General features: G+C 47.5%; 29 protein-coding genes. 5 read left to right on the forward strand and 24 right to left on the reverse strand.

Features of this window, described 5'->3' with window-relative positions; translation table 11 throughout:
* Positions 1–89 precede the first annotated feature (89 nt).
* The 8 genes from OCV70_RS06830 to OCV70_RS06865 all read right to left on the reverse strand — a co-directional run bounded on the left by OCV70_RS06830 (position 90) and on the right by OCV70_RS06865 (position 8,240).
* Positions 90–620, reverse strand: a complete 531-nt coding sequence (locus tag OCV70_RS06830; RefSeq protein ID WP_262579475.1) for a Holliday junction resolvase RecU — start codon at positions 618–620, stop codon at positions 90–92.
* Between the two features lie 2 nt (positions 621–622).
* Complete coding sequence (gene lepB / locus OCV70_RS06835) at positions 623–1,192, reverse strand: signal peptidase I (protein ID WP_021926945.1); 570 nt, start codon at positions 1,190–1,192, stop codon at positions 623–625.
* Complete coding sequence (locus tag OCV70_RS06840; protein ID WP_021926946.1) at positions 1,176–2,174, reverse strand: RluA family pseudouridine synthase; 999 nt, start codon at positions 2,172–2,174, stop codon at positions 1,176–1,178. Before OCV70_RS06840 ends, lepB begins: the two co-directional genes overlap by 17 nt.
* A gap of 11 nt (positions 2,175–2,185) precedes the next feature.
* Positions 2,186–2,797, reverse strand: a complete 612-nt coding sequence (locus tag OCV70_RS06845) for a hypothetical protein (protein WP_021926947.1) — start codon at positions 2,795–2,797, stop codon at positions 2,186–2,188.
* Between the two features lie 10 nt (positions 2,798–2,807).
* Complete coding sequence (locus OCV70_RS06850) at positions 2,808–4,718, reverse strand: YgiQ family radical SAM protein (protein ID WP_173767471.1); 1,911 nt, start codon at positions 4,716–4,718, stop codon at positions 2,808–2,810.
* Between the two features lie 41 nt (positions 4,719–4,759).
* Entirely contained in the window at positions 4,760–5,605 is an 846-nt protein-coding gene (locus OCV70_RS06855) for a GTP pyrophosphokinase (protein ID WP_021926950.1), read from the reverse strand.
* Between the two features lie 142 nt (positions 5,606–5,747).
* Positions 5,748–6,581 (reverse strand): M23 family metallopeptidase, encoded by an 834-nt coding sequence (locus OCV70_RS06860; RefSeq protein ID WP_021926951.1) that lies wholly within the window; start codon positions 6,579–6,581, stop codon positions 5,748–5,750.
* Positions 6,582–6,788: 207 nt separating this feature from the next.
* Positions 6,789–8,240, reverse strand: coding sequence for an aminoacyl-histidine dipeptidase (locus OCV70_RS06865; RefSeq protein ID WP_021926952.1), 1,452 nt, complete (start codon positions 8,238–8,240; stop codon positions 6,789–6,791).
* Between the two features lie 269 nt (positions 8,241–8,509).
* Here OCV70_RS06865 and OCV70_RS06870 point away from each other — a divergent pair, with 269 nt between their 5' ends.
* Positions 8,510–9,433 carry a nucleoside recognition domain-containing protein gene (locus tag OCV70_RS06870; protein WP_021926953.1) on the forward strand — a complete coding sequence of 308 codons (924 nt, stop codon included), beginning with the start codon at positions 8,510–8,512 and terminating at the stop codon, positions 9,431–9,433.
* Positions 9,434–9,497: 64 nt separating this feature from the next.
* Here OCV70_RS06870 and OCV70_RS06875 read toward each other — a convergent pair whose 3' ends face one another.
* The 6 genes from OCV70_RS06875 to OCV70_RS06900 all read right to left on the reverse strand — a co-directional run bounded on the left by OCV70_RS06875 (position 9,498) and on the right by OCV70_RS06900 (position 14,701).
* Positions 9,498–10,133: an ATPase gene (locus tag OCV70_RS06875; RefSeq protein ID WP_117850224.1), complete on the reverse strand. Its 636-nt coding sequence runs from the start codon at positions 10,131–10,133 to the stop codon at positions 9,498–9,500.
* Positions 10,134–10,150: 17 nt separating this feature from the next.
* Positions 10,151–10,639, reverse strand: a complete 489-nt coding sequence (gene coaD, locus OCV70_RS06880; protein WP_021926955.1) for a pantetheine-phosphate adenylyltransferase — start codon at positions 10,637–10,639, stop codon at positions 10,151–10,153.
* A gap of 9 nt (positions 10,640–10,648) precedes the next feature.
* Positions 10,649–11,203: a 16S rRNA (guanine(966)-N(2))-methyltransferase RsmD gene (rsmD, locus tag OCV70_RS06885; protein WP_021926956.1), complete on the reverse strand. Its 555-nt coding sequence runs from the start codon at positions 11,201–11,203 to the stop codon at positions 10,649–10,651.
* Positions 11,200–11,595, reverse strand: a complete 396-nt coding sequence (locus OCV70_RS06890) for a methylglyoxal synthase (RefSeq protein WP_021926957.1) — start codon at positions 11,593–11,595, stop codon at positions 11,200–11,202. Before OCV70_RS06890 ends, rsmD begins: the two co-directional genes overlap by 4 nt.
* A 347-nt stretch (positions 11,596–11,942) precedes the next feature.
* Positions 11,943–14,000 carry an ATP-binding protein gene (locus tag OCV70_RS06895; protein WP_021926958.1) on the reverse strand — a complete coding sequence of 686 codons (2,058 nt, stop codon included), beginning with the start codon at positions 13,998–14,000 and terminating at the stop codon, positions 11,943–11,945.
* 284 nt (positions 14,001–14,284) lie between these two features.
* On the reverse strand, positions 14,285–14,701 hold the full coding sequence (locus OCV70_RS06900) for a YolD-like family protein (protein WP_021926959.1): 417 nt from the start codon (positions 14,699–14,701) through the stop codon (positions 14,285–14,287).
* Positions 14,702–14,878: 177 nt separating this feature from the next.
* Between OCV70_RS06900 and OCV70_RS06905 the strand changes: the two genes are divergently transcribed.
* The gene (locus OCV70_RS06905; RefSeq protein WP_173767515.1) at positions 14,879–16,456 is read left to right on the forward strand and encodes a Y-family DNA polymerase; all 1,578 of its coding nucleotides are present in this window, start codon (positions 14,879–14,881) and stop codon (positions 16,454–16,456) included.
* Here the strand turns inward: OCV70_RS06905 and OCV70_RS20135 are convergent.
* Positions 16,416–16,589 (reverse strand): DUF6783 domain-containing protein, encoded by a 174-nt coding sequence (locus OCV70_RS20135; protein WP_408610271.1) that lies wholly within the window; start codon positions 16,587–16,589, stop codon positions 16,416–16,418. The genes OCV70_RS06905 and OCV70_RS20135 overlap by 41 nt on opposite strands.
* Between OCV70_RS20135 and OCV70_RS19660 the strand changes: the two genes are divergently transcribed.
* A complete protein-coding gene (locus OCV70_RS19660) occupies positions 16,560–16,655 on the forward strand; it encodes a DUF6783 domain-containing protein (protein ID WP_408610268.1) in 96 nt (31 codons plus the stop codon). The two genes, OCV70_RS20135 and OCV70_RS19660, sit on opposite strands and share 30 nt — an antisense overlap.
* On the opposite strand, the gene OCV70_RS06910 is transcribed toward OCV70_RS19660, so the two are convergent.
* Together OCV70_RS06910 and OCV70_RS06915 are read right to left on the reverse strand one after the other, a co-directional pair.
* Positions 16,639–17,724, reverse strand: coding sequence for an endonuclease/exonuclease/phosphatase family protein (locus OCV70_RS06910; protein WP_021926961.1), 1,086 nt, complete (start codon positions 17,722–17,724; stop codon positions 16,639–16,641). The two genes, OCV70_RS19660 and OCV70_RS06910, sit on opposite strands and share 17 nt — an antisense overlap.
* Before the next feature lie 75 nt (positions 17,725–17,799).
* Positions 17,800–18,036, reverse strand: a complete 237-nt coding sequence (locus OCV70_RS06915; protein ID WP_021926962.1) for a GyrI-like domain-containing protein — start codon at positions 18,034–18,036, stop codon at positions 17,800–17,802.
* 165 nt (positions 18,037–18,201) lie between these two features.
* On the opposite strand from OCV70_RS06915, the gene OCV70_RS06920 reads away from it, so the two are divergent.
* Positions 18,202–18,438, forward strand: coding sequence for an alpha/beta-type small acid-soluble spore protein (locus tag OCV70_RS06920; RefSeq protein WP_021926963.1), 237 nt, complete (start codon positions 18,202–18,204; stop codon positions 18,436–18,438).
* Between the two features lie 113 nt (positions 18,439–18,551).
* Here OCV70_RS06920 and OCV70_RS06925 read toward each other — a convergent pair whose 3' ends face one another.
* The 7 genes from OCV70_RS06925 to OCV70_RS06955 all read right to left on the reverse strand — a co-directional run bounded on the left by OCV70_RS06925 (position 18,552) and on the right by OCV70_RS06955 (position 22,159).
* Entirely contained in the window at positions 18,552–19,292 is a 741-nt protein-coding gene (locus OCV70_RS06925; RefSeq protein ID WP_021926964.1) for a hypothetical protein, read from the reverse strand.
* On the reverse strand, positions 19,286–19,993 hold the full coding sequence (locus OCV70_RS06930) for an ABC transporter ATP-binding protein (RefSeq protein ID WP_416795306.1): 708 nt from the start codon (positions 19,991–19,993) through the stop codon (positions 19,286–19,288). Before OCV70_RS06930 ends, OCV70_RS06925 begins: the two co-directional genes overlap by 7 nt.
* Before the next feature lie 48 nt (positions 19,994–20,041).
* Complete coding sequence (locus OCV70_RS06935) at positions 20,042–20,392, reverse strand: GntR family transcriptional regulator (RefSeq protein ID WP_021926966.1); 351 nt, start codon at positions 20,390–20,392, stop codon at positions 20,042–20,044.
* 180 nt (positions 20,393–20,572) lie between these two features.
* Positions 20,573–20,845, reverse strand: a complete 273-nt coding sequence (locus OCV70_RS06940) for an MATE family efflux transporter (protein ID WP_021926967.1) — start codon at positions 20,843–20,845, stop codon at positions 20,573–20,575.
* Between the two features lie 61 nt (positions 20,846–20,906).
* On the reverse strand, positions 20,907–21,305 hold the full coding sequence (locus tag OCV70_RS06945; protein WP_021926968.1) for an HI0074 family nucleotidyltransferase substrate-binding subunit: 399 nt from the start codon (positions 21,303–21,305) through the stop codon (positions 20,907–20,909).
* Positions 21,277–21,558 (reverse strand): nucleotidyltransferase domain-containing protein, encoded by a 282-nt coding sequence (locus tag OCV70_RS06950; protein ID WP_021926969.1) that lies wholly within the window; start codon positions 21,556–21,558, stop codon positions 21,277–21,279. The genes OCV70_RS06945 and OCV70_RS06950 overlap by 29 nt, the downstream gene beginning before the upstream one ends.
* Positions 21,559–21,730: 172 nt before the next feature.
* Complete coding sequence (locus OCV70_RS06955; protein ID WP_173767481.1) at positions 21,731–22,159, reverse strand: hypothetical protein; 429 nt, start codon at positions 22,157–22,159, stop codon at positions 21,731–21,733.
* Here OCV70_RS06955 and OCV70_RS06960 point away from each other — a divergent pair.
* Positions 22,115–22,552 carry a helix-turn-helix domain-containing protein gene (locus OCV70_RS06960; protein ID WP_173767483.1) on the forward strand — a complete coding sequence of 146 codons (438 nt, stop codon included), beginning with the start codon at positions 22,115–22,117 and terminating at the stop codon, positions 22,550–22,552. The two genes, OCV70_RS06955 and OCV70_RS06960, sit on opposite strands and share 45 nt — an antisense overlap.

The raw sequence follows: 22,552 nt of genomic DNA on the forward strand, positions 1-22,552 counted from the left end.
GTCCCGTTACCGGCAGGTCGTGCCGATGTTACCTATGAACAGTAACGCCGATGTTACTGTTCACGATCTGCCCGGTAACTTTATTGGCATTATCGTCTCTCCAGATCCAGCTTAATCCCCTCCAGATAAGGCACCAGCACCCCGCCCTTTTTCGGCAGATAAAATTCTTCGGTCAGTTCTTCCTTCCGGAAACTCTTTCGCCCGCCCTCTTCCATCCTTTTCCAGAAGCCCATCAGCTCCCGGAAGGTCAGATAGTAGAATTCATTTAAATAGCTGAAAAATATAAGAAAAAATGCCACGCCGTTCTGTTTTTCAAAGTCCTCCATAAATTTCACCTGATGGGGGTGGATATTTGCCAGAGGAAACGTCTGGGCGCTGCATTCTTTTGCGTCAAAGCAGACAGGGATTCCCTGTACTGCACCTATGTAGTCAACGGTACTTCGCTGGTCAAAATACGCCAGGGTGATATGGCGGCTGTCCTTGTCCATGCGTACCGGAGTAATCGGGGTAGGAATCTTCTGCACAAGGGCAAGTCCCTTTTCCCGGTATTGTTCGTTGGTTCTGTTTACCAGGTCCTCCAGGGTAGAACCCCGGAGGCCTCGGCTGTTCCATGTGGACATGGTTACGGCTCCTCGTAGCCAAGAAGCTTGATGGACGGATAATATCTTACAATTGCTTTTCCCACAATCTGGTCAAACCGCACGAAGGTGTTGGTCCAGAAACGGGAATCCTTGGAATTGTTCCGGTTGTCTCCCAGCATAAAATAGCAGTTGTCGGGAACAGTATAGGGCCCGTAGCTGCCTCGCATTTTCTCCGGGATAAAGGAGTCATCAAGAGGCGTCTCAGATCCGTCGATGTACACCTTTCCGTCCTTGATCTCAACGGTTTCTCCCGGAAGACCGATCACACGCTTAATGAAAAGCTGGCTCTCGTCATCCGGATACTTGAAGATTACAATGTCAAAACGTTCCGGATCTTTGGTCTTCTTGGAAATCTCATGTCCGAACAGATCCAGGTTGATTCCGTAAGCAAGACGGAAGCCGAAAATACGGTCTCCGGTCATAATTGTTTTCTCCATGGACTCAGAAGGAATTTTCGCGTTGATCAGTACCACATTGTTGACCACCAGGACCACTGCCACTACAATGATGATCATTTTTACATAGTCCCATACTTCATGCCAGATTTTCATATGATTTATTCTCCTCTACGTGTTCCTCTTTCAGGATATTTTGAAACTGCCGGGGCAAAGGTGCTGTAAATTCTCTGCCGGACAGATAGGAAAGCCGCCCGGGAATTTCCGGGATCTCCAGTCTGTATGCGTGGAGCAGCTGGGATTTCAGGCCATATTTCTTACGGTACTCCTCGTTAAAGGCGCGGGAGCCGTACTTGTAATCTCCCACAAGAGGGTGGCCGGTTCCAGAAAGGTGGGCCCTGATCTGATGGGTCCGTCCTGTGATCAGCTCCACCTCAAGAAGGGTGACGCTTCCGTTATCCCCAAGGGGACGGTATCTGGTCTCAATGGGAAGTGCTCCAGGGGTTTCTTTTTCCTGTACTGTTACTTTATTACATTTTTCGTCTTTATGCAAATAACCTTTGATATATTTTTCGTTTTTTATGACGCCCTTTACCAGACAGCGGTAAAACTTGTGAAGGCTTCTGTCGTGGAAAAGGCCAGAGAGCTCCTGCAGCCCGGCAAGGGTTTTGCCCGCTGCCACAATTCCGCTGGTATTTCGGTCCAGGCGGTTGCACACGGACGGGCGGAAGGTGTGAAGGGAAGCTTCTGTCACAGCTCCCTCCTCTAAGAGATATCCGGTGAGGTATTCCACCATGGACGGCTCCTTATCATCCGCAGGCTGGGAAAGCATGCCTGCAGGCTTGTTGATGAGAAGCACATTTTCGTCCTCGTATACAATCTCAAGCTTCTGGTGCGCCCTTGCCACCTTTTCCTCACTGCCGGAAAATTTTTCAAAGGTTTCATCGGAAAGGAACAGCTTCACATGGTCGCCGGAAGAAAGCTTCTCATTGCCTGTGGCTTTCCCTCCGTTTAAGGTGATGTTCTTCTTGCGGAGCATTTTGTAAAAAAAGCTTTTGGGCGCTTCCCGAAGAAGCTTCCCAAGATACTTGTCAAAACGCTGTCCCGCTTCGTTTTCGTTAATGATAAATTCTTTCATGGGAGTCCCCTTTAAATGCAAAGATTCAGGATCACATGTTTTACCATATCATCTCTTGTAAAGTCCGGATATCTGGGATCCGGGGTGAATTTAAGCCCTTCTTCTAAGGAATCCTTGTGGGCGTTCATGGAATCCAGGCGCTCCAGAAACGGCCGGAGCTCGCTAAGGATCTTCACATCTACCTTGTAGCCGTTCTTGCGCACAAGCTTCTGGGCCTCTTCTGCCATAAAACCTGTGTCAGCCTTGGGATCGCTGGTGTAGCCCACCACTGTATTGCCGCACACGGCGATGGCGTCGATGGCACATTTCTTCTCGTAGAAAGTCATGTACATCTCATATGCCATCACAAGGTCTCCCTGATGGGCATGGATCTTCTTGTATACAGCAGGGTTCACAGGCTTGGCAAGCATGACCATGATCACGTCTACCACAGCCTTGCAGCCGGGAAGGGAGCCCACCAGGGCAATGATGGTCCAGATGGTGTTCCTTGTGCCAAGGTAGATCCACATGCTGATAAAAATAAATAAGGGTACGCCAAGCAAAATGGCAGCAATGATGATCCTGCGCTTCCGCTCACGCTTCAGATACCCGAATTCTCCTTTGTTTGTCTGCATTAATTTCATGAAAACACTCCTATTTCTGCTTTTTTCTTGTGTGGTTATTACGGATGGTTTTCTTTCTGCCGGAAGAGACATGTCCCTGCTGGTGCCCGAAACGGGATTTCTCACCGGATGCTTTCTCATGTCCCTCTCTGATTGGACGGATCAGGCACTTCTCTCCATAGCCTACCAGGTCCATGCGCCCTGCAATCTTCAATCCCTCCAGAACCAGCTCCCGGTTGGCAGGATTCTTATACTGCATAAGGGCACGCTGAATGGATTTCTCATGGGCGTTCTTAGGCACGTAAACCTTCTCCCCGGTAAGGGGATGGATTCCGGTGTAATACATGCAAGTGGACAAGGTGGACGGGGTGGGATAAAAATCCTGTACCTGTTCCGGGGTAAATCCAAGATCCCGCACATATTCTGCCAGCTTTACCGCCTCCTTCATGGTACAGCCAGGATGAGAGGACATAAAATAGGGAACTGCAAACTGCTGCAGCCCGGCGCTTTTGGTAGCCTTGTCAAATTCCTTCAGGAACTTCTGGTAAACCTCATGGGAAGGCTTGCCCATGTATTTCAGAACCTGGTCAGAAACATGCTCCGGTGCCACGCGAAGCTGTCCGCTTACGTGATACCGTGCAAGCTCATTGAGAAAGGTCTTGTCCGGATCTGCAAGAACGTAGTCAAAACGCACGCCGGAACGGACGAATACTTTCTTTACTTTAGGAACAGCACGGAGCTTCCGAAGCAGGGAAACGTAATCCTTATGGTCTGCGGTCAGATTCTTGCAGGGCGTTGGGAAAAGACAGTGCCGGTTCTTGCACACGCCCTTGGTCAGCTGTTTCTGACAGGATGGCTGGCGGAAATCTGCGGTAGGTCCGCCTACATCATGAATATAACCCTTGAAATCCTTATCCTGGGTCATATGAAACGCTTCTTTGAGAATGGATTCATGGCTTCTGGTCTGCAGGATCCTTCCCTGATGGAAGGTGAGGGCGCAGAAGCTGCAGCTTCCAAAACAGCCCCGGTTGCTGGTGAGGCTGAATTTGATCTCCTCCAATGCAGGAATGCCGCCGTCCTTCTCGTACATGGGGTGATACTGCCCGGTATAGGGAAGGTCGTACACATCGTCCATCTCATCCTGGGTAAGGGGAAGAGCTGGAGGATTCTGGATCACATAGCCTTTGTTTCCGTAGGACTCTGCCATGGTGGCTGCTGTGAATGGGTCTGTGTTCTGATACTGGATGGCAAAGCTTCTGGCATAGGCCATTTTGTCCTCTTTCACTTCCTCGAAGGAAGGAAGAACAACAGGCTGGTAGGTGCGGGAAAGGTCTTTACACTTGTACACCGTTCCTGCCACATAAGTGATCTCCTCCACAGGAATGCCGCTGTCCAGGGCTTCTGCAATCTCGATAATGGAGTGCTCGCCCATTCCGTAGGAAATCAGATCTGCGCCAGAATCCATAAGAATGCTGTGCTTCACTTTATTTTCCCAGTAGTCGTAGTGGGCCATTCGCCTTAAGCTGGCTTCAATCCCGCCGAGAATAATGGGTGTCTTCTTATAGGTCTGGCGGATCAGGTTGCTGTATACGATCACGGCGCGGTCCGGGCGAAGTCCCATCTTCCCGCCGGGGGAATAGGAATCCTTCTGGCGATGCTTGCGGGCAACGGTGTAGTGGTTCACCATGGAATCCATGTTGCCTGCGCTGACCAGAAAGCCAAGACGGGGCTCCCCAAGCACGGTGACGCTTTCTTTTTTGCGCCAGTCCGGCTGAGGAATGATGCCCACCTTGTACCCCCGGCTCTCCAGAAGACGGCTGATAATGGCGCTTCCAAAGGAAGAATGGTCCACATATGCATCTCCTGTCACGTAGACAAAATCAAGCTGGTCCCAGCCGCGCTCTTCCATATCTTTTTTGTTAACGGGTAAAAATTGTGACATTGATTCTTTTCTCCTATGTATGGTCAAAATCCGGCAGGGCGTCAGGAAATGCATCCTTTCCCAGGCTGGTGACCGCCGATGTCATGGTAGACAGCCTGGGCCCGGTAGCCCTCTGCGATAATGTCAAGCTGTCTGTGGAAGCGCTCCAGCTGCTTCAGATCCTTGGTATGGAAAACCCGAAGGAATTCGGTCTGGATCTTGATCACTTCTCTCTCGCTGGATACGCGGTAAAGATTCTCTATATTATTGAGAATATCCTTCACAAGGTTGGACTGCATCTGGGAAGAATTCTGTGCATCCATGATCTCATTACGCACAGAGGACATCTCCTGGTCCAGAAGGATAATGGCGTCTGCCGCATTGGTCAGGCGCTCTGCAACATGGGGAGGCATGTCCCCTTTGTACTTGTACTGAAGGGAATGCTCGATGGTGGCCCAGAAGTCCATTGCCATGGTGCGGATCTGAATCTCCGCCTGAAGCTTCCTGGGGCCGTTTAAGGTTTCCACTGTATAATAAATGATCAGGTGAAGGCTTCTGTAGCCGCTCTGCTTCACATGCTTCAGATAGTTCTTCTCACTTTTGATGGTAATGTCAGAACGGTTCTGGATCAGGGAGGCGACTGTCTCAATATCTTCCTCAAACTGGCAGATAATGCGGATTCCGGCAATGTCTTCCACTTCCTCTTCCATGCGCTCCATGGGAATATGCTTGCGCTGCATTTTCTCCAGGATGCTGGCCACGCTTTTCACGCGGCCGCTTACCTGCTCGATGGGGGAATACAGATCATTTTCTCTGTGTTCGCTGATAATGTGTTCAAATTTGACGATCAGTTCCTTGACCGCCAGTTCGTAGGGGCATAAAATGCTTCTCCATAACTGTATTTCCATATAAATCGCTCCTTACAAAACGAATGCCCCCGAATTGCAGGAGCTGCTTTACAGCGAAGCAATTCGCGGATATCAGGGCGCGGGAAAATATCTTCCCCGGCACTATTGAGTTATTATAACATATATTTCGAAAAATTTGTTATCAATACGTGTATTTTTTCGCTTTTTTCTCCATAGCCTGTAAAACATAGTAGGGATTTACGCCAAGCTCCTCTCCCGCCTGGGTATCTATATAGATTCCAAGATGAAGATGCACCGGGAATTTCCCGGCGGTTCCTTCCTCTCCGTATCCGGTATCGCCCATATATCCCAGGATCTGGCCCGCTTTTACCGGTTCCCCGATCTGAAAATTTTTCTCATAGGAAGCAAGGTGAGCGTAATAAAAATAGCCGCCGTGGGAAGCACGTATGCCGATCCGATACCCGCCAAGAGGAAGCCATCCGATTTTTGCCACAGTTCCAGAAGTCATGGAGATCACTGGATAAAATCCGGATTCTGAAATCCTGCCAAAAAGATCACAGCCCTCGTGGGTGCGGCTGCCGCCATAATCCCGCCTGGCGCCAAAGGTGTTTTCATAGGAAATCTCTTCCTGAATGTCCGTCCCGGTCCGGGCGGGAATGGGGAAGGTTTCCAGGTCGTTCCAGATGGCGCTGTAGCAGTCTTTCAAAAAAAGATACTCGTCCTGTTTAAAGCGAAGATAGGGGCAGTTGTCGCCGGAAATCTTTTTGGGGTAAAACCTTTGGTTCAGCATAGTGGCAGTAAAAAGATCGGCAAATTCTCCATCCGTGTAATTTCCTGCTTCCAATTGCTGGTAAAGCAAGGGCGAAAGTGCCTGTTCACGGAAGCTTTCTGTAAAACAGGTGTCCGTGTGCAGCAGGGATGCCCTGCTCCTTTGCTGAATAAAATTCTGAAGCGCAGTTACCGCAAACAAAAGAAACAGAAGAAGGATCAGCTGTTTTCCGGTCTTTCTTTTCATGGCATTTCCTCTCTTAGATATGGGAAAATGTGGGGCGATTTTTTTACCCTCAGATAATATATGTGGAAAAGGAAAAAGTAGAACAAAAAAACAGCTGCGGCGGAAAAATTTTTCCTGTGCAGCTGTTTTGAAATTGTCAGAATAATGATTCAATTGGAACTTTTTCGATGAGAATCAGTTGCAGGAAAGCGAATCTTTAAGGCTGATTCAATCTTTCAAATTTTTCAAAACTTCTATTAAATATTCCCACACCCGTTTCACAGAACCCATGTCCAGACGCTCCTCAGAGGTGTGGATATCCAGAATATCCGGGCCAAGGGAGGTGCAGTCAAGCCCTTCCATTCTCTCATAGAAAAGTCCGCATTCCAGTCCAGCGTGGATGGCAACTACTTTCAGTTCTTTGCCGTACAGGTCACGGTACACTTCTACCATCTTATCCCGAAGAGGGGAATCCTTGCGGTACTCCCAGGCCGGATAATCGCCCTCTGTGTCGTACTCTCCGCCCAGGAACTCTGTGAGATACTGGATCTTGTGGGAAAGGGCTTCCTTGGCTGTGCCTACAGCGCTTCGGATGCTGGTCTGTACAAACAGCTCATCTCCGTACAGTTTCAGGATTCCAGGGTTGCAGGAGGTCTCTACCAGCCCTTCAATGGTGCCGCTCATTTTTTTCACGCCAAAGGGCAGGTTCATCAGGTAGAAAATTACTTTCTCCTGGCTGGTTGGGTGAAGGACGGATGCGTCTGCTTCCCCTTCTTTTGTTACCTGGATGGTAATGTTTTCATCGGAGCCTGTGTATTCCTCCCGGAAATCCTTCTGCATTTTTTCTGCAAGAGAGGTAACTGCAGATACTTCCTCCGGCAGCACAAGAATGGAAGCCTGGCACTCTCTTGGAATGGCGTTGTCCTTCTGGCCGCCTTCTAACTCTGCAAGGGCATAGCCGCAGACCGCACCCAGCTCATAGAGGAACTGGCCCATGAGAATATTGGCGCTGGCACGGTTCTTGTCGATCTCCGCACCGGAATGGCCGCCTGTAAGGCCGCAGATCTTCACAGAAAGCTTTTCCCCGGATGCGTCCACACGCTGTACCGGAAGGTAAGAATTTCCGGAAACGCCGCCTGCACAGCTTACCCACAGACTGCCTTCGTTCTCAGAATCCAGGTTGATCATCCGTCTGCCCTTTAACACGCTGCAGTCGAAGCCGTCTGCGCCGAGAAGTCCGATTTCTTCATCTACTGTGAAAAGGACTTCCAGTGCAGGATGGGGAAGATCTGTGCTGTCAAGAATTGCCAGCCCGTAAGCCACTGCAATTCCGTCGTCACCGCCAAGTGTGGTTCCCTCTGCCGAGAGAAAATCACCGTCTGCACGAAGCTTTAAGCCGTCTTTGGTAAAATCATGTTCTACCTCCGGGCGCTTTTCGCAGACCATGTCCATATGTCCCTGAAGGATCAGCACAGGGGCTTTTTCATAGCCTGGGGTGGCTGGTTTATAGATTACCACATTGTTCATGTCATCCTGCACGTAGTCAAAGTCGTGGTCTTTGGCGAATTTTACCAGATAATCACTGATCTGCTTGGTATTTCCGGAGCCGTGGGGAATGGCGCAGATTTCTTCAAAATAGTGGAATACCTTTTTCGGTTCATAGTTTTCTAATACTGGCATGTAAAATTACCTCCGTTTTCGTTTTTTAATGGAAAGTTTCGTTCTTTTTAGAATAAGATGTTAGTACGAAAGAACTGTCTGATTGCTGTTCACTGGCAGCGTTCCGCAAGGTGCTTTACTATGAAAGCCCCCAGACGGCAGCCAGGAACGAACCATGCCCCGCACGAGCGAATTCTTGGACATCGGGATGGTCGGCAGTTGTGGAAGCGCCCATAGGCGCAGTACAGCTGATTCAAGTGAACAACAACGTCAACATTTATGAGGTCAATATGAAAAAAAGAATCACAATTCTCACCATATGCCTGCTTCTGGCATTTCTTCTTGCATTTCCAAAGGAAGCGCTGGCGGCTGCGCGGGAGGGACTGGGGCTTTGGCTGGACACCCTGCTTCCCACTCTTCTGCCCTTTTTGATCCTGACCGGGATCCTGCTTCGCACAGATGGAATTACAAGAATTGTACAACCAATCGCACCATTTTTCAAGGTGCTTACCGGACTTTCCGGAGAAGGAGCCTACGCCTTTGTTCTTGGCCTGCTCTGCGGCTATCCCATGGGTGCAAAGCTCACCGCCGATCTGTATCACGCCGGGAAAATCAACCGCCAGGAATCGGAATACCTGCTGACCTGCTGCAACAATCCAAGTCCTGCCTTTCTTGTTACATATGTGGGCCAGATCTGTCTGGAGGGAAAAGTTCCGGTGGGATTTCTGGTGGGAATTCTGTTTCTTTCAGATATGACCTGCATGTGCTTTTTCCGCTTCTTCGTCTTTCGAAAAAAAAGCACGCCTGTTTTTGCAGACCTGGAATCTACAGAAAACAGGGCAGCCGCACAGGGAGGCATCCTCGATTCCGTGATCATGAACAGTTTTGAAACCATGGCAAAGCTGGGCGGCTACATCCTGATGTTTTCCATTATCTCCGCCTGCGTCAGCCATTTCTGGTTTCTGCCGCCTGGGGGCAAATATATTTTTTGGGGAATGATCGAGGTAACCACAGGCGTCCACGGGCTTTTGTTTTCTGGCTTTCCTTTCCGGCTGCGGGTTCTTCTTGCCCTTTGCATGAGTGCATTCGGCGGGCTTTGCATTGTGGCGCAGACAAAAAGCGTACTTGGAAAGGATCTCTCCCTTCGTCCATACGCTTCTGCAAAATGCCTGAACACAGCCATAACCGCTGTGCTTACCCTTCTCTTCTTATAAAACTGGCACAGCATATATGAGAATACGCTGTGCCAGAGAAAAATTCCTGATTATGGACAATCATTTAGTTATCGCCAATCTCATTTAAAAGGTCTTCATCTTCCTTGGATGTCTCTGTATCAGATGTCTGATAGGATCCGGAAATGGCAGCTGCCTGTGCAGTCTGCGGAGCAAGCTCCTGACGGTTGTGATTTACAACGTCCAGGCAAGCCTGAAGGGCATCGATGAATCCTTTGTATTTGCCGCCTGCATCCTCAAGAGTCTGATTCAGAACGGAGCCGATGTTGGCCATCATATCATCTGTATAGGTGATCGCACTGAGACGAATGCTGTTGGCATCCTGTGTAGCGGAGTCAAGGATCTCCTGAGCCTGACGGTTCGCTGCATTGATGGTCTCGTTGGCCTGAGCGTATGCCTTCTGCATGATCTCATGCTGTGTCACAAGCTCCTGCGCTTTATTCTGAGCATCTGCGATCAGAGCGTCAGCCTTGGTCTGTGCATCCTCAAGGATAGCATCCTTATTGCTGATGATCTTCTGATAACGCTTGATCTCATCTGGTGTCTTAAGACGGAGTTCACGAAGAAGCTCCTCAATCTCTTCCTTATTCACTACAATCTTGGTTGTAGAAAGCGGCTGATATTTACAGCTGTCTACATACTCTTCGATTTCTTCAATGATCTGTTCAATTCTGCTGCTCATAGTAAACTCTCCTTATTCTATTTCTTCAAATCGTGCATCTTTTCCTTTACAGCTTTGGTAATTTCCGGCGGAGCAAATTTGCTCAGGTCGCCGTCATAGCTTGCCACTTCCTTCATGATGGTGGAACTGAGGTAAGCATATTCCAGGCTGGTCGTCAGAAACACGGTGTCAACATCCGGAGCAAGTACCCGGTTCGTCTGTGCCATCTGCAGCTCGAACTCAAAGTCCGTCACTGCACGGAGCCCGCGCACGATTACCTGTGCATGATTCTCTCGGGCAAAATTCACAGAAAGACCTTCAAATGCCTTAACAGTGACATTCGGCATGTCTTTTGTTGCCTTTTCTAGTATATTAACACGTTCTTCCACAGAAAACAACGGACTTTTTGCAGAATTATGCAAAACTCCTACGATTACTTTATCGAAAGAAACGCTTGCACGTCTGATTACATCCAGGTGACCGTAGGTGGCCGGATCAAAACTTCCAGGATAAACAGCTATTACCATGTATTTTTCTCACTTTCCCCGGCATAAAAATATATGCTTGTTGGTCTTATATTCTTTGGAACGCAGCTGCCGATATCCAAGATCCTCCACATATCCGAAATCTGTAGCCAAATCAGCTTCGATGATGATCAGTGTATTCTCATCAAGGATGGTGCTGTCCTGAAGATACTCCAGAACCTGGTGCTCCAGTTCGTGATTATATGGCGGATCCATGAATATGCAGTCGAAAACGCCCTTCCCCTCCAGGGAACGAAGGGCCTGCAGCACATCCATGTTCAGCAGTTTACCACTATCTGCAAGTTTTGTAAATGTAAGATTTTCTTTTATGCAGGCACATGCCTTGGGATTTTTCTCAACAAAAACAGCCTGAGCAGCTCCGCGGCTGAGTGCTTCAATGCCGATGGCTCCGCTTCCGCTGAACAGATCAAGAAAACGACAGTCCAGAAGTTCAGGCTGAAGAATATTAAAAAGAGTTTCTTTGATGCGGTCCGTGGTGGGGCGTGTTTCCATGCCCGGCACGGTTTTAAGGTTTAGTCGTCTTGCTTTTCCTGCGATGACTCTCATTTCAGATTCAGTCTCCAATCCAGATCTCCACGGGCCAGCCCCAGAATAAGAAGTTCTGCTGTAGCGATGTTGGTCGCTACCGGAATATTATACTGGTCACAGCGCTTCACAATGGCTGTGATATCCGGCTCCTTCGGATCTATCATAACAGGATTATAGAAAAGTATTACCATATCCAGATCCTGCCGCTCTACCATCTCCATGAACTGCTTATCGCCTCCGATACTGCCCGGTAAAAATTTGTGGACATGAAGGCCGGTAGCCTCTTCGATTCTTCTTCCTGTAGTGCCTGTAGCATAAACCTCATGCTTGGCCAGGATATTCTTATAGGCGATACAGAAATCTTCAATGAGAACTTTTTTGCTATTATGTGCAATGATACCTAAATTCATAATTCACCTCTCCCATTTCTTTCTGTTTATTGAGACAATTATAGCAAATTGACAAAAGAAGTGCAAGAAAAAGCTGAAAATATATACAAAATTCATTTTTGTTAAAAAATGTTCACATTTTCTTTTCTTATTTGCTCCTATCATCATCCAGAGCAAAGTGTGCAGCATAACTAATTTTTTTAACTTTTTATTCTTTCCCATGTAGGTCTTCCCCCTCAAAACTATTACTTTATAGTATACCTTTCCCCCAATAGATTCGACAACGAAGAGATACAGCTGTTTTTGCAATAAAAAACAGACTGCCGGAACTTATTTTAGCAGTCTGCATCTTTATTTTAAATAATAATTTACTTAGAAAGAACCTGTTCCATTGTTTTCAGCAGGACCTGAAGGTCGAAGGGCTTCGCGATATGGGCATTCATTCCGGCGGCAAGGGCTTTCTTTTTGTCTTCCTCGAAAGCATTTGCGGTCATGGCGATGATTGGAATGCGGGCCTTCTCCCCATCTAATCTGCGGATTTCCCGGGCAGCATCGTAGCCATTCATGTTCGGCATCTGGATGTCCATAAGGATCAGGCTGTAGTAGCGGTCTTTGGCATTTTTCACCATTTCCACGCAGATCTGGCCATCCTCGGCGCGTTCTGCCAGGAAACCGTTCTCCTCTAAAATGGTCATGGCAATCTCTGCATTTAAGTCGTTGTCCTCTGCAAGAAGGATCCGCCTGCCTGCAAAATCAGATTTTTCATCTGAAGGAAGCTGGATATGTAAAGAGTCGATCTGCTCCTTTGTTGCAGTTGGAAATGTTAGTTCAATGGTGGTTCGGGTTCCTTTTCCAAGCTCGCTTTCTACCTGGATGGTTCCCTCCATCAGCTCAACCAGCGCTTTCACAATGGGAAGTCCAAGTCCGGTCCCCACTACCTTGCTCTCTGTACTTGTGCGCTCTCTTGTAAACTCCTCGAAAATGTGGGGCAGATATTTCTCGCTCATGCCGATTCCGGTATCTTCCACAATCACGCGGGTAGAGACGCAATCGGCTTTTGGAGAAGGGATTTCCGTAACGATCAGGGAAATCTGTCCGCCATCCGGCGTGTATTTCACAGAATTGCCCAGTACATTTAAAAGGATCTCACGTACCTTGGTTTCATCGCAGATCACATAGTCATGGTTGATATTCAGCCTGCAGGTATATTGCAGGTCTTTCTTCCTCATGGTTGGCTCGAAAACAGCTTCTAAGGATTCCAAAAGCTTTCTCGAATTCACAGGTGCCGGATTCAGGGATGCCTTTCCGCTTTCAATCCTTGCCATTTCCAGAATATCGTTGATCAAAGAGAGCAGAAACTCACTGGAAGATTTAATCTTCTGGATATAGTCGACAACCTTTTCCCGCTCTGTGATATGCTCCTCCAAAAGCTCGGAAAAGCCGATGATGGCGTTCATTGGCGTCCGGATATCGTGGCTCATATTGAAAAGGAAGCGGGTCTTGGCTTCGTTTGCCAGGCGGGCCTTGGCGGCGGATTTCTCAATCTCTCTGGCATATACCCGGTCCTTGTAGCGCTGCTGCTCAAACTGCCAGAATCCGATTCCCGCCAGAAATGCGATGGCAAGGGCAATCACAAAATCTGCCAGAACCGTGTTGGCGGATAACCAGCCGTTCCTTGCTGCAATCTCGAAATACCAGGTATCATTTGGCACCTTGCAGGCAACTTCCAGTACAGAGGTCAGATCCAGGTCATCACACTGTGCAATGGAAACATCCTGGTCTGTGCTCATATTGTGCTTCCAGATCCGGTAGTGATAGTTGGCATTTTCAAGGGAATCAAGCCCCAGCCTGTCCACAAATTTATCCCAGTTCAGAACCAGAAGGGAAAATCCCCAGAAGGTTTCTTCCCCGGATGCATCTTCCATATAGATCGGGTCAAAAAGAAGGGCTCCGGTGCCGCCCTGTACCAGTTCAAAAGGACCGGCAATGGTGTACTGGCCGCTTTCCTTGGCAAGCTGGGCTTCCTTCCTGCGCTCAGGCTGGGTGAGCATGTCAAGTCCGATGGCTTCCTCATTTCCCTCCAGGGGATATACCTGGGAGACCAAACCGTCCTTGGCCAGCTCAAAGGCTTCGATTACATGTTCCTCGTCCTGAAGCAGCGTGGCCATCTGGGCAAACTGATTGTCCGTAACCACATAACCGCTTTCTACCACGTTTTTCATAAAATCGGAAGCGACCAGATACTGGTTCATCTGGGATTCGATCCGGTTTACTGTGGACTCTGCGGTAAAGGCAGCTTTCATCTGCTCTTCCTTCACCTGGTTCTGGTTCAAGATCACAGCGCAGATCATAACAACAGCGAAGGTTATCAAAAAGGCAAATACAGTGTGCAGCCTGATTGTTTTCGGGGTGATTTTTCTATTCATATCAAAAATGACTCCTCATCCATATGCTGAATGAGTTTATACTACCACAGATTCTTGCTTTTGTCCATTTGTTCCCTATTTTCCTTAGAGCGTGTTTGAAAAGTTACTGTTCACTCTGTGCCCAGTAACACGCTTCGCGATGCACAGAAATCATGCTTTGCATGATTTCGCGCCGCAATCCTCGGGTTTTCTGTGAACTTTGTTCACAAAAAACACCTCGCGGAATATTACCTATGAACAGTAACTTTGAAAAAGCAGATCACGAAATAGTCCTTCTGTTTCATTTAAAACTGAATATCATATATGTTTTCTATGGGGATGATTTCGCCGTTTGCGAGAATCAGGCTTCGCCGGGTGTGATCGATTTTGGTTATGTTTCCGGTAAAGGTGTGATAAGCGCCGCCCTCTTTTTTGGTGTCTGGAATAAAGTAGGTGATCGTGATCTCTGGGCGTTGGGAAAACTGCGTCTCAAGATCATGGAGCCGGATGTCCAGAAGCTCTTTCTCCGATTCGTCCAGCTCGATCTTCGGCTGGGTCAGACGCCTGGTTTCCTCTGCAGCCGCCTCATACCCCGTCAGCGCCGCAAACGGCGAAAACTGCGCCGCCCGGTCCATAATGTCCATAGGCGGATGGGTTTTAGAAACATGATGGGGCAGATCGATCATGTCGTCGTATTTATTTGTACGGTGTAGGGATGACATACTATACCTCCTCCTTTGCACTATCAGAATTTTCACTTATCATAACATTTCCCAGAAGTTTCCTCAATAGTGTTGAAAATTAAGGATGCCGCAGATTCGTCCCTTTTTTTGACCTGCAAAATGGATTATAATAAGAGAAAGAGAAACAGGCGGCAAGGGAGATTCTTTCTTATGGACATGAATGATTATGAAAATGATCGAAATATAGATTTGAAAAAAAATAAAACAGATTTGCAGAACCGCACTTATCTGTGCATCGATCTGAAATCCTTTTATGCATCCGTGGAATGTACCAGGCGGGGGCTGAATCCGATGGTGACGAATCTGGTGGTGGCGGATGCGTCCCGTACATCGAAGACGATCTGTCTTGCGGTTTCCCCGGCGCTGAAGGCATATGGGATTCCTGGAAGGGCCAGGCTTTTTGAGGTGGAACAGAGGATCAAAAAGGCCAACTACATGCGGCAGAAATACGCGCCGGGGCACCAGTTTACCGGGGCTTCCTGCGATACAGGCGAGCTTTTTGCCCATCCGGAATATGCCATCGACTATATCATTGCGCCGCCCAGAATGTCCCTCTACATGGAACAAAGCACCAGGATCTACAAGCTGTACCTGAAATACGTTGCACCGGAAGACATCCATATTTACTCCATTGATGAGGTCTTTATCGATCTGACCGATTACCTGCCCTCTTCCGGCAAAACAGCCTGGGAATTTGCCCGGGAAATGATCCTGGATGTGCTGCAGACCACAGGAATCACAGCCACAGCCGGAATCGGCACCAATCTTTACCTTGCCAAGATTGCCATGGACATTATGGCCAAGCACATTCCCGCAGATGAGTACGGCGTCCGCATTGCTTTTCTGGATGAGAGGGAATACAGGCTGCAGCTGTGGAGCCACAGGCCTCTTACAGATTTCTGGCGCGTGGGAAGGGGCTATGCGAAAAAGCTTGAGGAGAACGGGATTTTCACCATGGGTGATATTGCAAGATGTTCTCTTGGCGGACCTGGGGACTACTATAATGAGGAGCTTTTGTACCGGCTGTTCGGAATCAATGCCGAACTTCTCATCGATCACGCCTGGGGCTGCGAGCCCTGTCGGATTTCCCACATTAAGGCTTATAAACCGGAATCCAGCAGCATCTGCTCCGGTCAGGTTCTGACATGTCCCTATCCAGCGGACAAAGCACGGCTGGTGGTACAGGAAATGGCGGACCTTATGGCTCTGGATCTGGTAGAAAAAGGCCTGGTAACAAACCAGCTGGTGCTCACAGTGGGATACGACATTGACAACCTCACAGATCCCGCCATCCGAAAAAGTTACCACGGTCCTGTGACAACCGACCGCTATGGCCGCCAGGTTCCCAAGCATGCCCACGGGACGCAGAATCTTTCCCTGCAGACCTCCTCTGCCAGACTTCTCACAGAGGCCGCCCTTAGGCTGTATGACCGCATTATCAATCCGCACCTGCTGGTAAGGCGCTTTTCTCTTACTGCCAATAACCTGGTTCCGGAATCTGAGAGGAAACAGAACACTGCCTTTGAACAGATGGATCTTTTTACTGATTATGCTGCACTTGAAAAACAACAGCAGGAGGAGAACGCGCTTCTGGAAAAAGAGAAGAAAATGCAGCAGGCCATGCTGGATATCAAGAAAAAATTCGGGAAAAATGCGATTTTGAAAGGTATGAACCTTCAGGAAGGCACCACCACTATAGAGCGTAATAAACAGATTGGCGGACACAAGGCATAGGGGAATTCCCCGGTACCTTGTGCCCGCCTAATATATCCCTCATTTTGCAGTGCATTTCGCTCGAATTCGGGTGCGCAGCACGGGCTACGACAACCGAATTCGGGTGAAATCTCCCGCAAAGTGGGGCGTGCAGATTGCGGGAATGATTTTTCAAACACGCTCTAGCAGGGGAATCAGCAATATCAGGATTTCAGTTTAAATTTCATATACACCGGGTCGTGATCGGAATAGGAATATCCGGTGTTGATGTTTTCGTAGGAAATGCATTCCATATTGTCAGACAGGATAAATCCGTCCAGGGTGACGGTGTAGGTCACATCCGGCACGTACTCCATGTCTGCGTTGCGGGCGCTGTTCCACAGGCTGTCCCGCTCTTCTTCTGTAAGAAGGTCAATGCCGAAGGTAAAGTGCTCCGGCAATTCTGCCCTTGGGAACGGATAAGCCCAGGACTCTCTTTCGCTGTCGTCATCTTCAGACGCCTTTAAATCATGATTGAAATCGCCGCCGCACAAAACATAGTTTCCAGCTTCGTATTCTTTCTCCATGTCAGCGGTAAGCATGCTGATCTGGCCTTCCCGAATCTCATCGCTGTTTCCGTAGGCAGACATATGTAAGGCAAAAATCACCAGTTCTTTCCCATTTTCCACAGGCACTCTGGAAATGCTGTAGCATCTGTCCAGATCAAAAAACTTGGTAAAGGATGTGGACACCGGAAAGCTTCTTCGAAGTGCAAAAGTCACCGGATATCTGGAGAAGAGCCCGATGCCGGATTTGCTGCTTCCATGGGGCTGGGTAAATGGATAGAACAAAAATGCGGAGTCATAATTCTGTGCAAACACATAATTGTAATCCGGGAAGCAGTCCTTCAAAATAGAATATTCATCTACATGGTAACTTCTTGTGGAGTCCAGATCCACCTCTTCGATCATGGCAAAATCCGGATCATAAGAGGCTGCCAGCTCTCCTGCTCCCTGAACGGCATCCAGCACGCTGTCCTTGCTTTTGGCCCAAGAGGATTTGCCTCCGTCCATGAAAAAGCTGAAATCCGGGGTGTAGGCGCCGAAACCAATGTTGTAGGTAAGGGCAGAATATTCCGTATCAGTGTGAAGGGAAGAAAGGTTTGATGTCTGCGCTGCAGAAGTTTCCACCTTAAGTTCCTGGTTGTCCGGAATCCGGTGGTAACTGGCGAACAGATAGATCAGGTATCCTACAAGCAGTACCAGAACCGCCCCAAGCAGGATTCCCACTGCTTTCAGAAATTTTTTCATATTGTAAAAGCTCCTTTATGTAAGATTATAGAAAGCTTAACATAAAAAGAGCCTATTCACAAGTTCATATTCATTTTATAAAGAGTTGCTGCCGGGAATCCTTTCGTTTACAGCAACTACCGGGATACTGATTTCCGTGACGAATTTCTCCGTGTCGCTGGTGAGACCATAGTCGATCATAGTGATTTCTCTGGAAAAACCAGTCACCTGCAAATTATGATCGTTTATATATTTCAGAAGCTTCTCATACTGCGCAGGTGCTTCCCCGTGACTTCCACGGAAACGAATGCTGACACAGAGGGTTTCTGGCATACTTTCCACTTTGCCGTCATACTGATCTTCTTCATCCAGAAGAAAAAATCAAGCTATGTTTTAAATTTTTCAGTCCATTAATTCCCAGTGTATTTTCTTTTTCAAAGCACATACTAGCAATGTAACATCAAACAAAACATTTCTTAACCAAGGAGGAAAATGATTATGTCAAACAATACTTCTTCTAACAAAGCAGCTGTACCAGAAGCAAAGGGCGCATTAAATCGTTTCAAATTTGAGGTTGCAAATGAGCTGGGTGTGCCGCTTACAGACGGATACAACGGAAACCTTACTTCCAAGCAGAACGGAAGCGTTGGCGGCTATATGGTGAAAAAAATGATCGAGGCGCAGGAGCGTTCCATGTCCGCAGGACAGGGCAGCCAGCAGAGCGGTCAGTACTAATCTTTTGAAAAAGTCTGATTAAAAAAGCAAAAAACTACAGGGCATTCCTTACTCCTTATGAAAGAAGCAGGTAATGCCCTGTTTTCATATAATGACTGTAAGCGGAAAAAATTTTATACGCTCAGTTTCTTTTCCATGATCCATCCGCTGATCAGGTAGATGATCGCAGAGATCACCAGCACAACTGCAATATACAAAGCAAATGTACTTTCTTTACTTTGCAGCGTCGGAACTCTGTCCAGTACCATGCCAAGAAGAATGGAAAGAATGATAAAAATAACAAAGGATACCACACCGCTGGCCTTTTTGCCGGCAAGAACACTGGCGGATAAAATTACGGCAAAATCTGCACTGACAATGTAGGAGATCCAGCTTGCCAGAAGTGTAAAAAAGGCAAAGGCAATGCTGACAGGATCAACAGATATATGCATGCTCACATACAAAACATCGTTTACCATATTCCAGACTTCCTTTAGTCCGCCGACGTAAAAATACGCGGCAGCTGCATCGATTGCTGCCAGGGCTGCAAAAAACGCGCCTGTGATCAGTATGGAGATTCCGTTTTCCAGAATTTTGGCTCCAAGGATCTGGTAGCTGCTTTTGGGAGTGAGGAACAGCATGTAGCTCTGTTTGGTGTTCAGATCCCGGTGCAAAACGGTTACGCTTTCCAGGCCAATGTACAGGATACCCATAGTTGCACACAGAACCAGAAACATAATCCCAGAGGAAAGGAACACATCCTTTTTCAAAAATATTCCCAGTAAATAAACGATTTCAGATAAAAGAGTAATGCTTAATAGGATCAGTTTTGAAAATGCGGTTTTGCGAAATTCATATTTCATTAACTTTAACATACTGCTTCTCCCCCATGTCCATAAATTTCACGATAAAGATCTACGACAGATTTGTGCCGGCTGATACGGAGCTCCTCTACCATGCACTGTTCTACCAGATGGCCATCCTTCATGAAAAGGGCTGCGTCTGCCACGCGCTCCAGCTCGTCTACCAGATGGCTGGAAACCACCAAAGTCACATCTGGATCAACCGCTTCCAGAATGCTTTTCATGATTTCATCTCTTGCAAGAAGGTCGATGCCGTTTAATGGCTCATCCAGAAGATAGATCTTTGCCTTTCGTGCCATGGTGACCGCAATTTTCAGCTTCGCCATCATACCGGAGGAAAGCTTCTTGGCTTTCATGTCTTCGGTCAGCTCCATGCGGGCGATCATCTGCTGGTATTTTTCCATGGAAAAATCCTCGAAGAAATCGGCGTAGTATTTTCCCACATCCGCTACGGACATCCAGTTGTAGAAGTATGGCTCTGTGGACATGTAGGCGATTTCCTTCTTGCTTTCTTTGCCGATGGGCTGGTTCTGGTAAAGGATCTCACCGCTGGTTGGCTTTACAAGTCCGGCGACCATTTTCATCCAGGTGGTCTTGCCGCTTCCGTTGGGGCCGAGCATAGCGTATACAAGTCCTGATTCCAGTTTCAGGGATACATGATCCACAGCGGTTTTGCCGCCGTATTTTTTCGTTGCTTCATTGCTTTCTAAAATCATTTTCACACCCTCCTCGTGATTTTGTTTATACAGAAAATAATTTCTTTACTTTTGTTTTTCCAAAAGAGCGATTGCTTCGCTTCTGGAAAAACCAAGCTGCTCCATGCCTTCCAGAAAATCCCGGATCAGTGTGCCGGCCATTTCTTCTTTCATCTGGTCCACTTTCCCGGGATCTTCTGTGACAAAAGTTCCCATTCCGCGTCTGGTGAAGCAGACGCCTTCGCTCTCAAGCTCCTTATATACGCGGCTGACAGTATTTGGATTGATGGTGTATTCCACCGCCAGGTCGCGCACAGAGGGAAGCTTGGCTCCCGGGGGCAGCTTGCCTGTTACAATATCTCGCTTGATTGAATTGGCTGCCTGGAGATAAATCGGCAGCGCCGGATTATATTCCATGATGCCCTCCTTCTTTGTATCGTTGTCATAGTTGAATAGTACACTAGAAATATGGAATTGTCAAGAAAGATTTTTAGAATTATTAAAAATTTCCTTGAATAAAAAAACAGCAACCGCCGCGATTGCTGTTTTTGAAAAGAATTGTGTAAAAAACTTTAGTTTTATAAATTCGCCTTTGCCTCAAGCTTTCGCATATGCAAAAGATACACTACCAGAATCGCGCCGCCGGTGAAAATCCAGAAGGTTTACAAAAATACCAACCAGAGCCACGCAGCTTCCCACTGCCGCCAGCGCCCTGTCCCCTGCAAATCTGCCGACTACGGCAACATCCGCAGAGTTAAACAGCTGCTGCAAAATACTGCTGAATGCCAGCGGTATGGCAAAGATGATCAGCTTGCCGGCAAGACCGCCGTTTAGCATATCCATTTCTTTTGATTTTTTTACTTCTTCCATCTCTTACGAAATCACTTTCTGTTTTTATACTATTACGCCATATCTGGGGACACTTATTTTCTTAAAACAAGTTCTCTACTTTCTCCTGAAATTCTTCGAATTTGGTTATATAGACGTCGACGATTGTCTGGCAGCTGTTTTTTACGATGATGCCATCATAGTCGTGTGCCAGCAGGTTTCTGACCTTCAGCATCTCCATCCATTCGTCTCCCTCAATCAGGTTTGCCTGGAAAGATTCTCTTAAGACTTCACGAGGCGAACCAGCAACAAAGCCTGTGATTGCATAATACTGAACCAGGATATCTTTCATTACTTTCCATGCAAGATCAAAGGTAATACTGAATTTGGCACTGGTTCCGCTTAATACAAAAGAATCCGTCATATCACGTTCTCTGGCTTCAGAAAGAGAAGATAGAGAATTTTTAAAAGATTCATATCTTTTCGTAAATTTTTCGTCCATACTTTTCTATGTCCTCCAATAAAAGATTATTTTGGCACTCTTCCAGGCCAACAAGATCAATGGTATATAGTGTGGGGATTTCTTCCAGCTCTTCTCTTAGGTTTTCTATGTCGTCCACGCCTTTTACTGCAATATCAATGTCGCTTCTTTCCAGTGCAGTTCCCTTGGCGCGAGAGCCGAAAAGGATTACTGTGGTGGCTCCATTTCTTTTGCATATTCCAATGATTTCCTGCATCACGTCTTCTATCTGCATACTTCAACATCCCTCTATAAAAAATATTCCCCACCTCTCTCAGCATTTCCTAAGAGATGGGGAGATCTGTATTTATAATACGTGATGGCGGGGAATAAATCAATATGAATCTTTTTCTGCTGACTCACAGCAGTGTAGGTTCGGTATTTAATAACACTGTGAGGATTCAGCATCAGCCGGTGATCATTTTCCAAATTCCGCGGAGAAAATGGCCGTTGGCGAATTCCAGGAGGGCGGGGATGAGGCCGCCTTTCATGCCGCCGGAAATCTGCATGCTGCGTAAGGGGGCTCCGGCAGAGGATGCATCTTTCATTTCCTCCACAGAATTATCCATGGTAAACTGACCTTTTCGCGGCTTCACAAAATGATAGGGTCTGCCAAGCATGGCTTCCAATTCTTTCTGGTTTGGCTTTCCCTTGCAGGTTTCGTACCAGCTGCCCGGCTGCCATGCGGGAACCTCTTTCAGCAACGCGTCCGTGGTATTTCCCTTTTCATCGCAGCCAGAAGCATAAACGGAACCTGGCAGAAAGTTCAGCGGCTGGCTGATTCTGGCGGGATGGATGTAAACGATGCCTTTTCCCTCAGTGATTCCTATATCCAACAGTGCGAGCTTCTCGCTTCCCCAGAAAAGCTGGTAAATCTCCAGTACCGGATGCTGCTGGATTATACGAACAAAGTAGAGCGCCTGCGCCTTGGAAAGCAGCCCACCCGGCTTACTCTGGATGTTGCCAATTACATCCAGCATCATATGTCTGAGAACATCACTGTGGAAAAGCTGGCAAAAGAGCTGTTTTTGAGCCGCCCTTATCTTTCCAGGCGGTTTAAGGAAGAGACCGGGGAAAGCCTGACAGATTTTATTTTAAAAGAAAAAACGGAAGAAGCAAAGCGCCTCCTCCGTTATTCGGGTAAATCTCTTACTGCAATCGGAAACTATCTGGGATTTTCTTCCCAGAGTCATTTCGCGCGGGTATTTAAAAAATATGCCAAGGTGTAA

Origin of the sequence: Blautia acetigignens, from assembly GCF_025566865.1 — a bacterium.
Taxonomy (GTDB): Bacteria; Bacillota; Clostridia; order Lachnospirales; family Lachnospiraceae; genus Blautia_A; species Blautia_A acetigignens.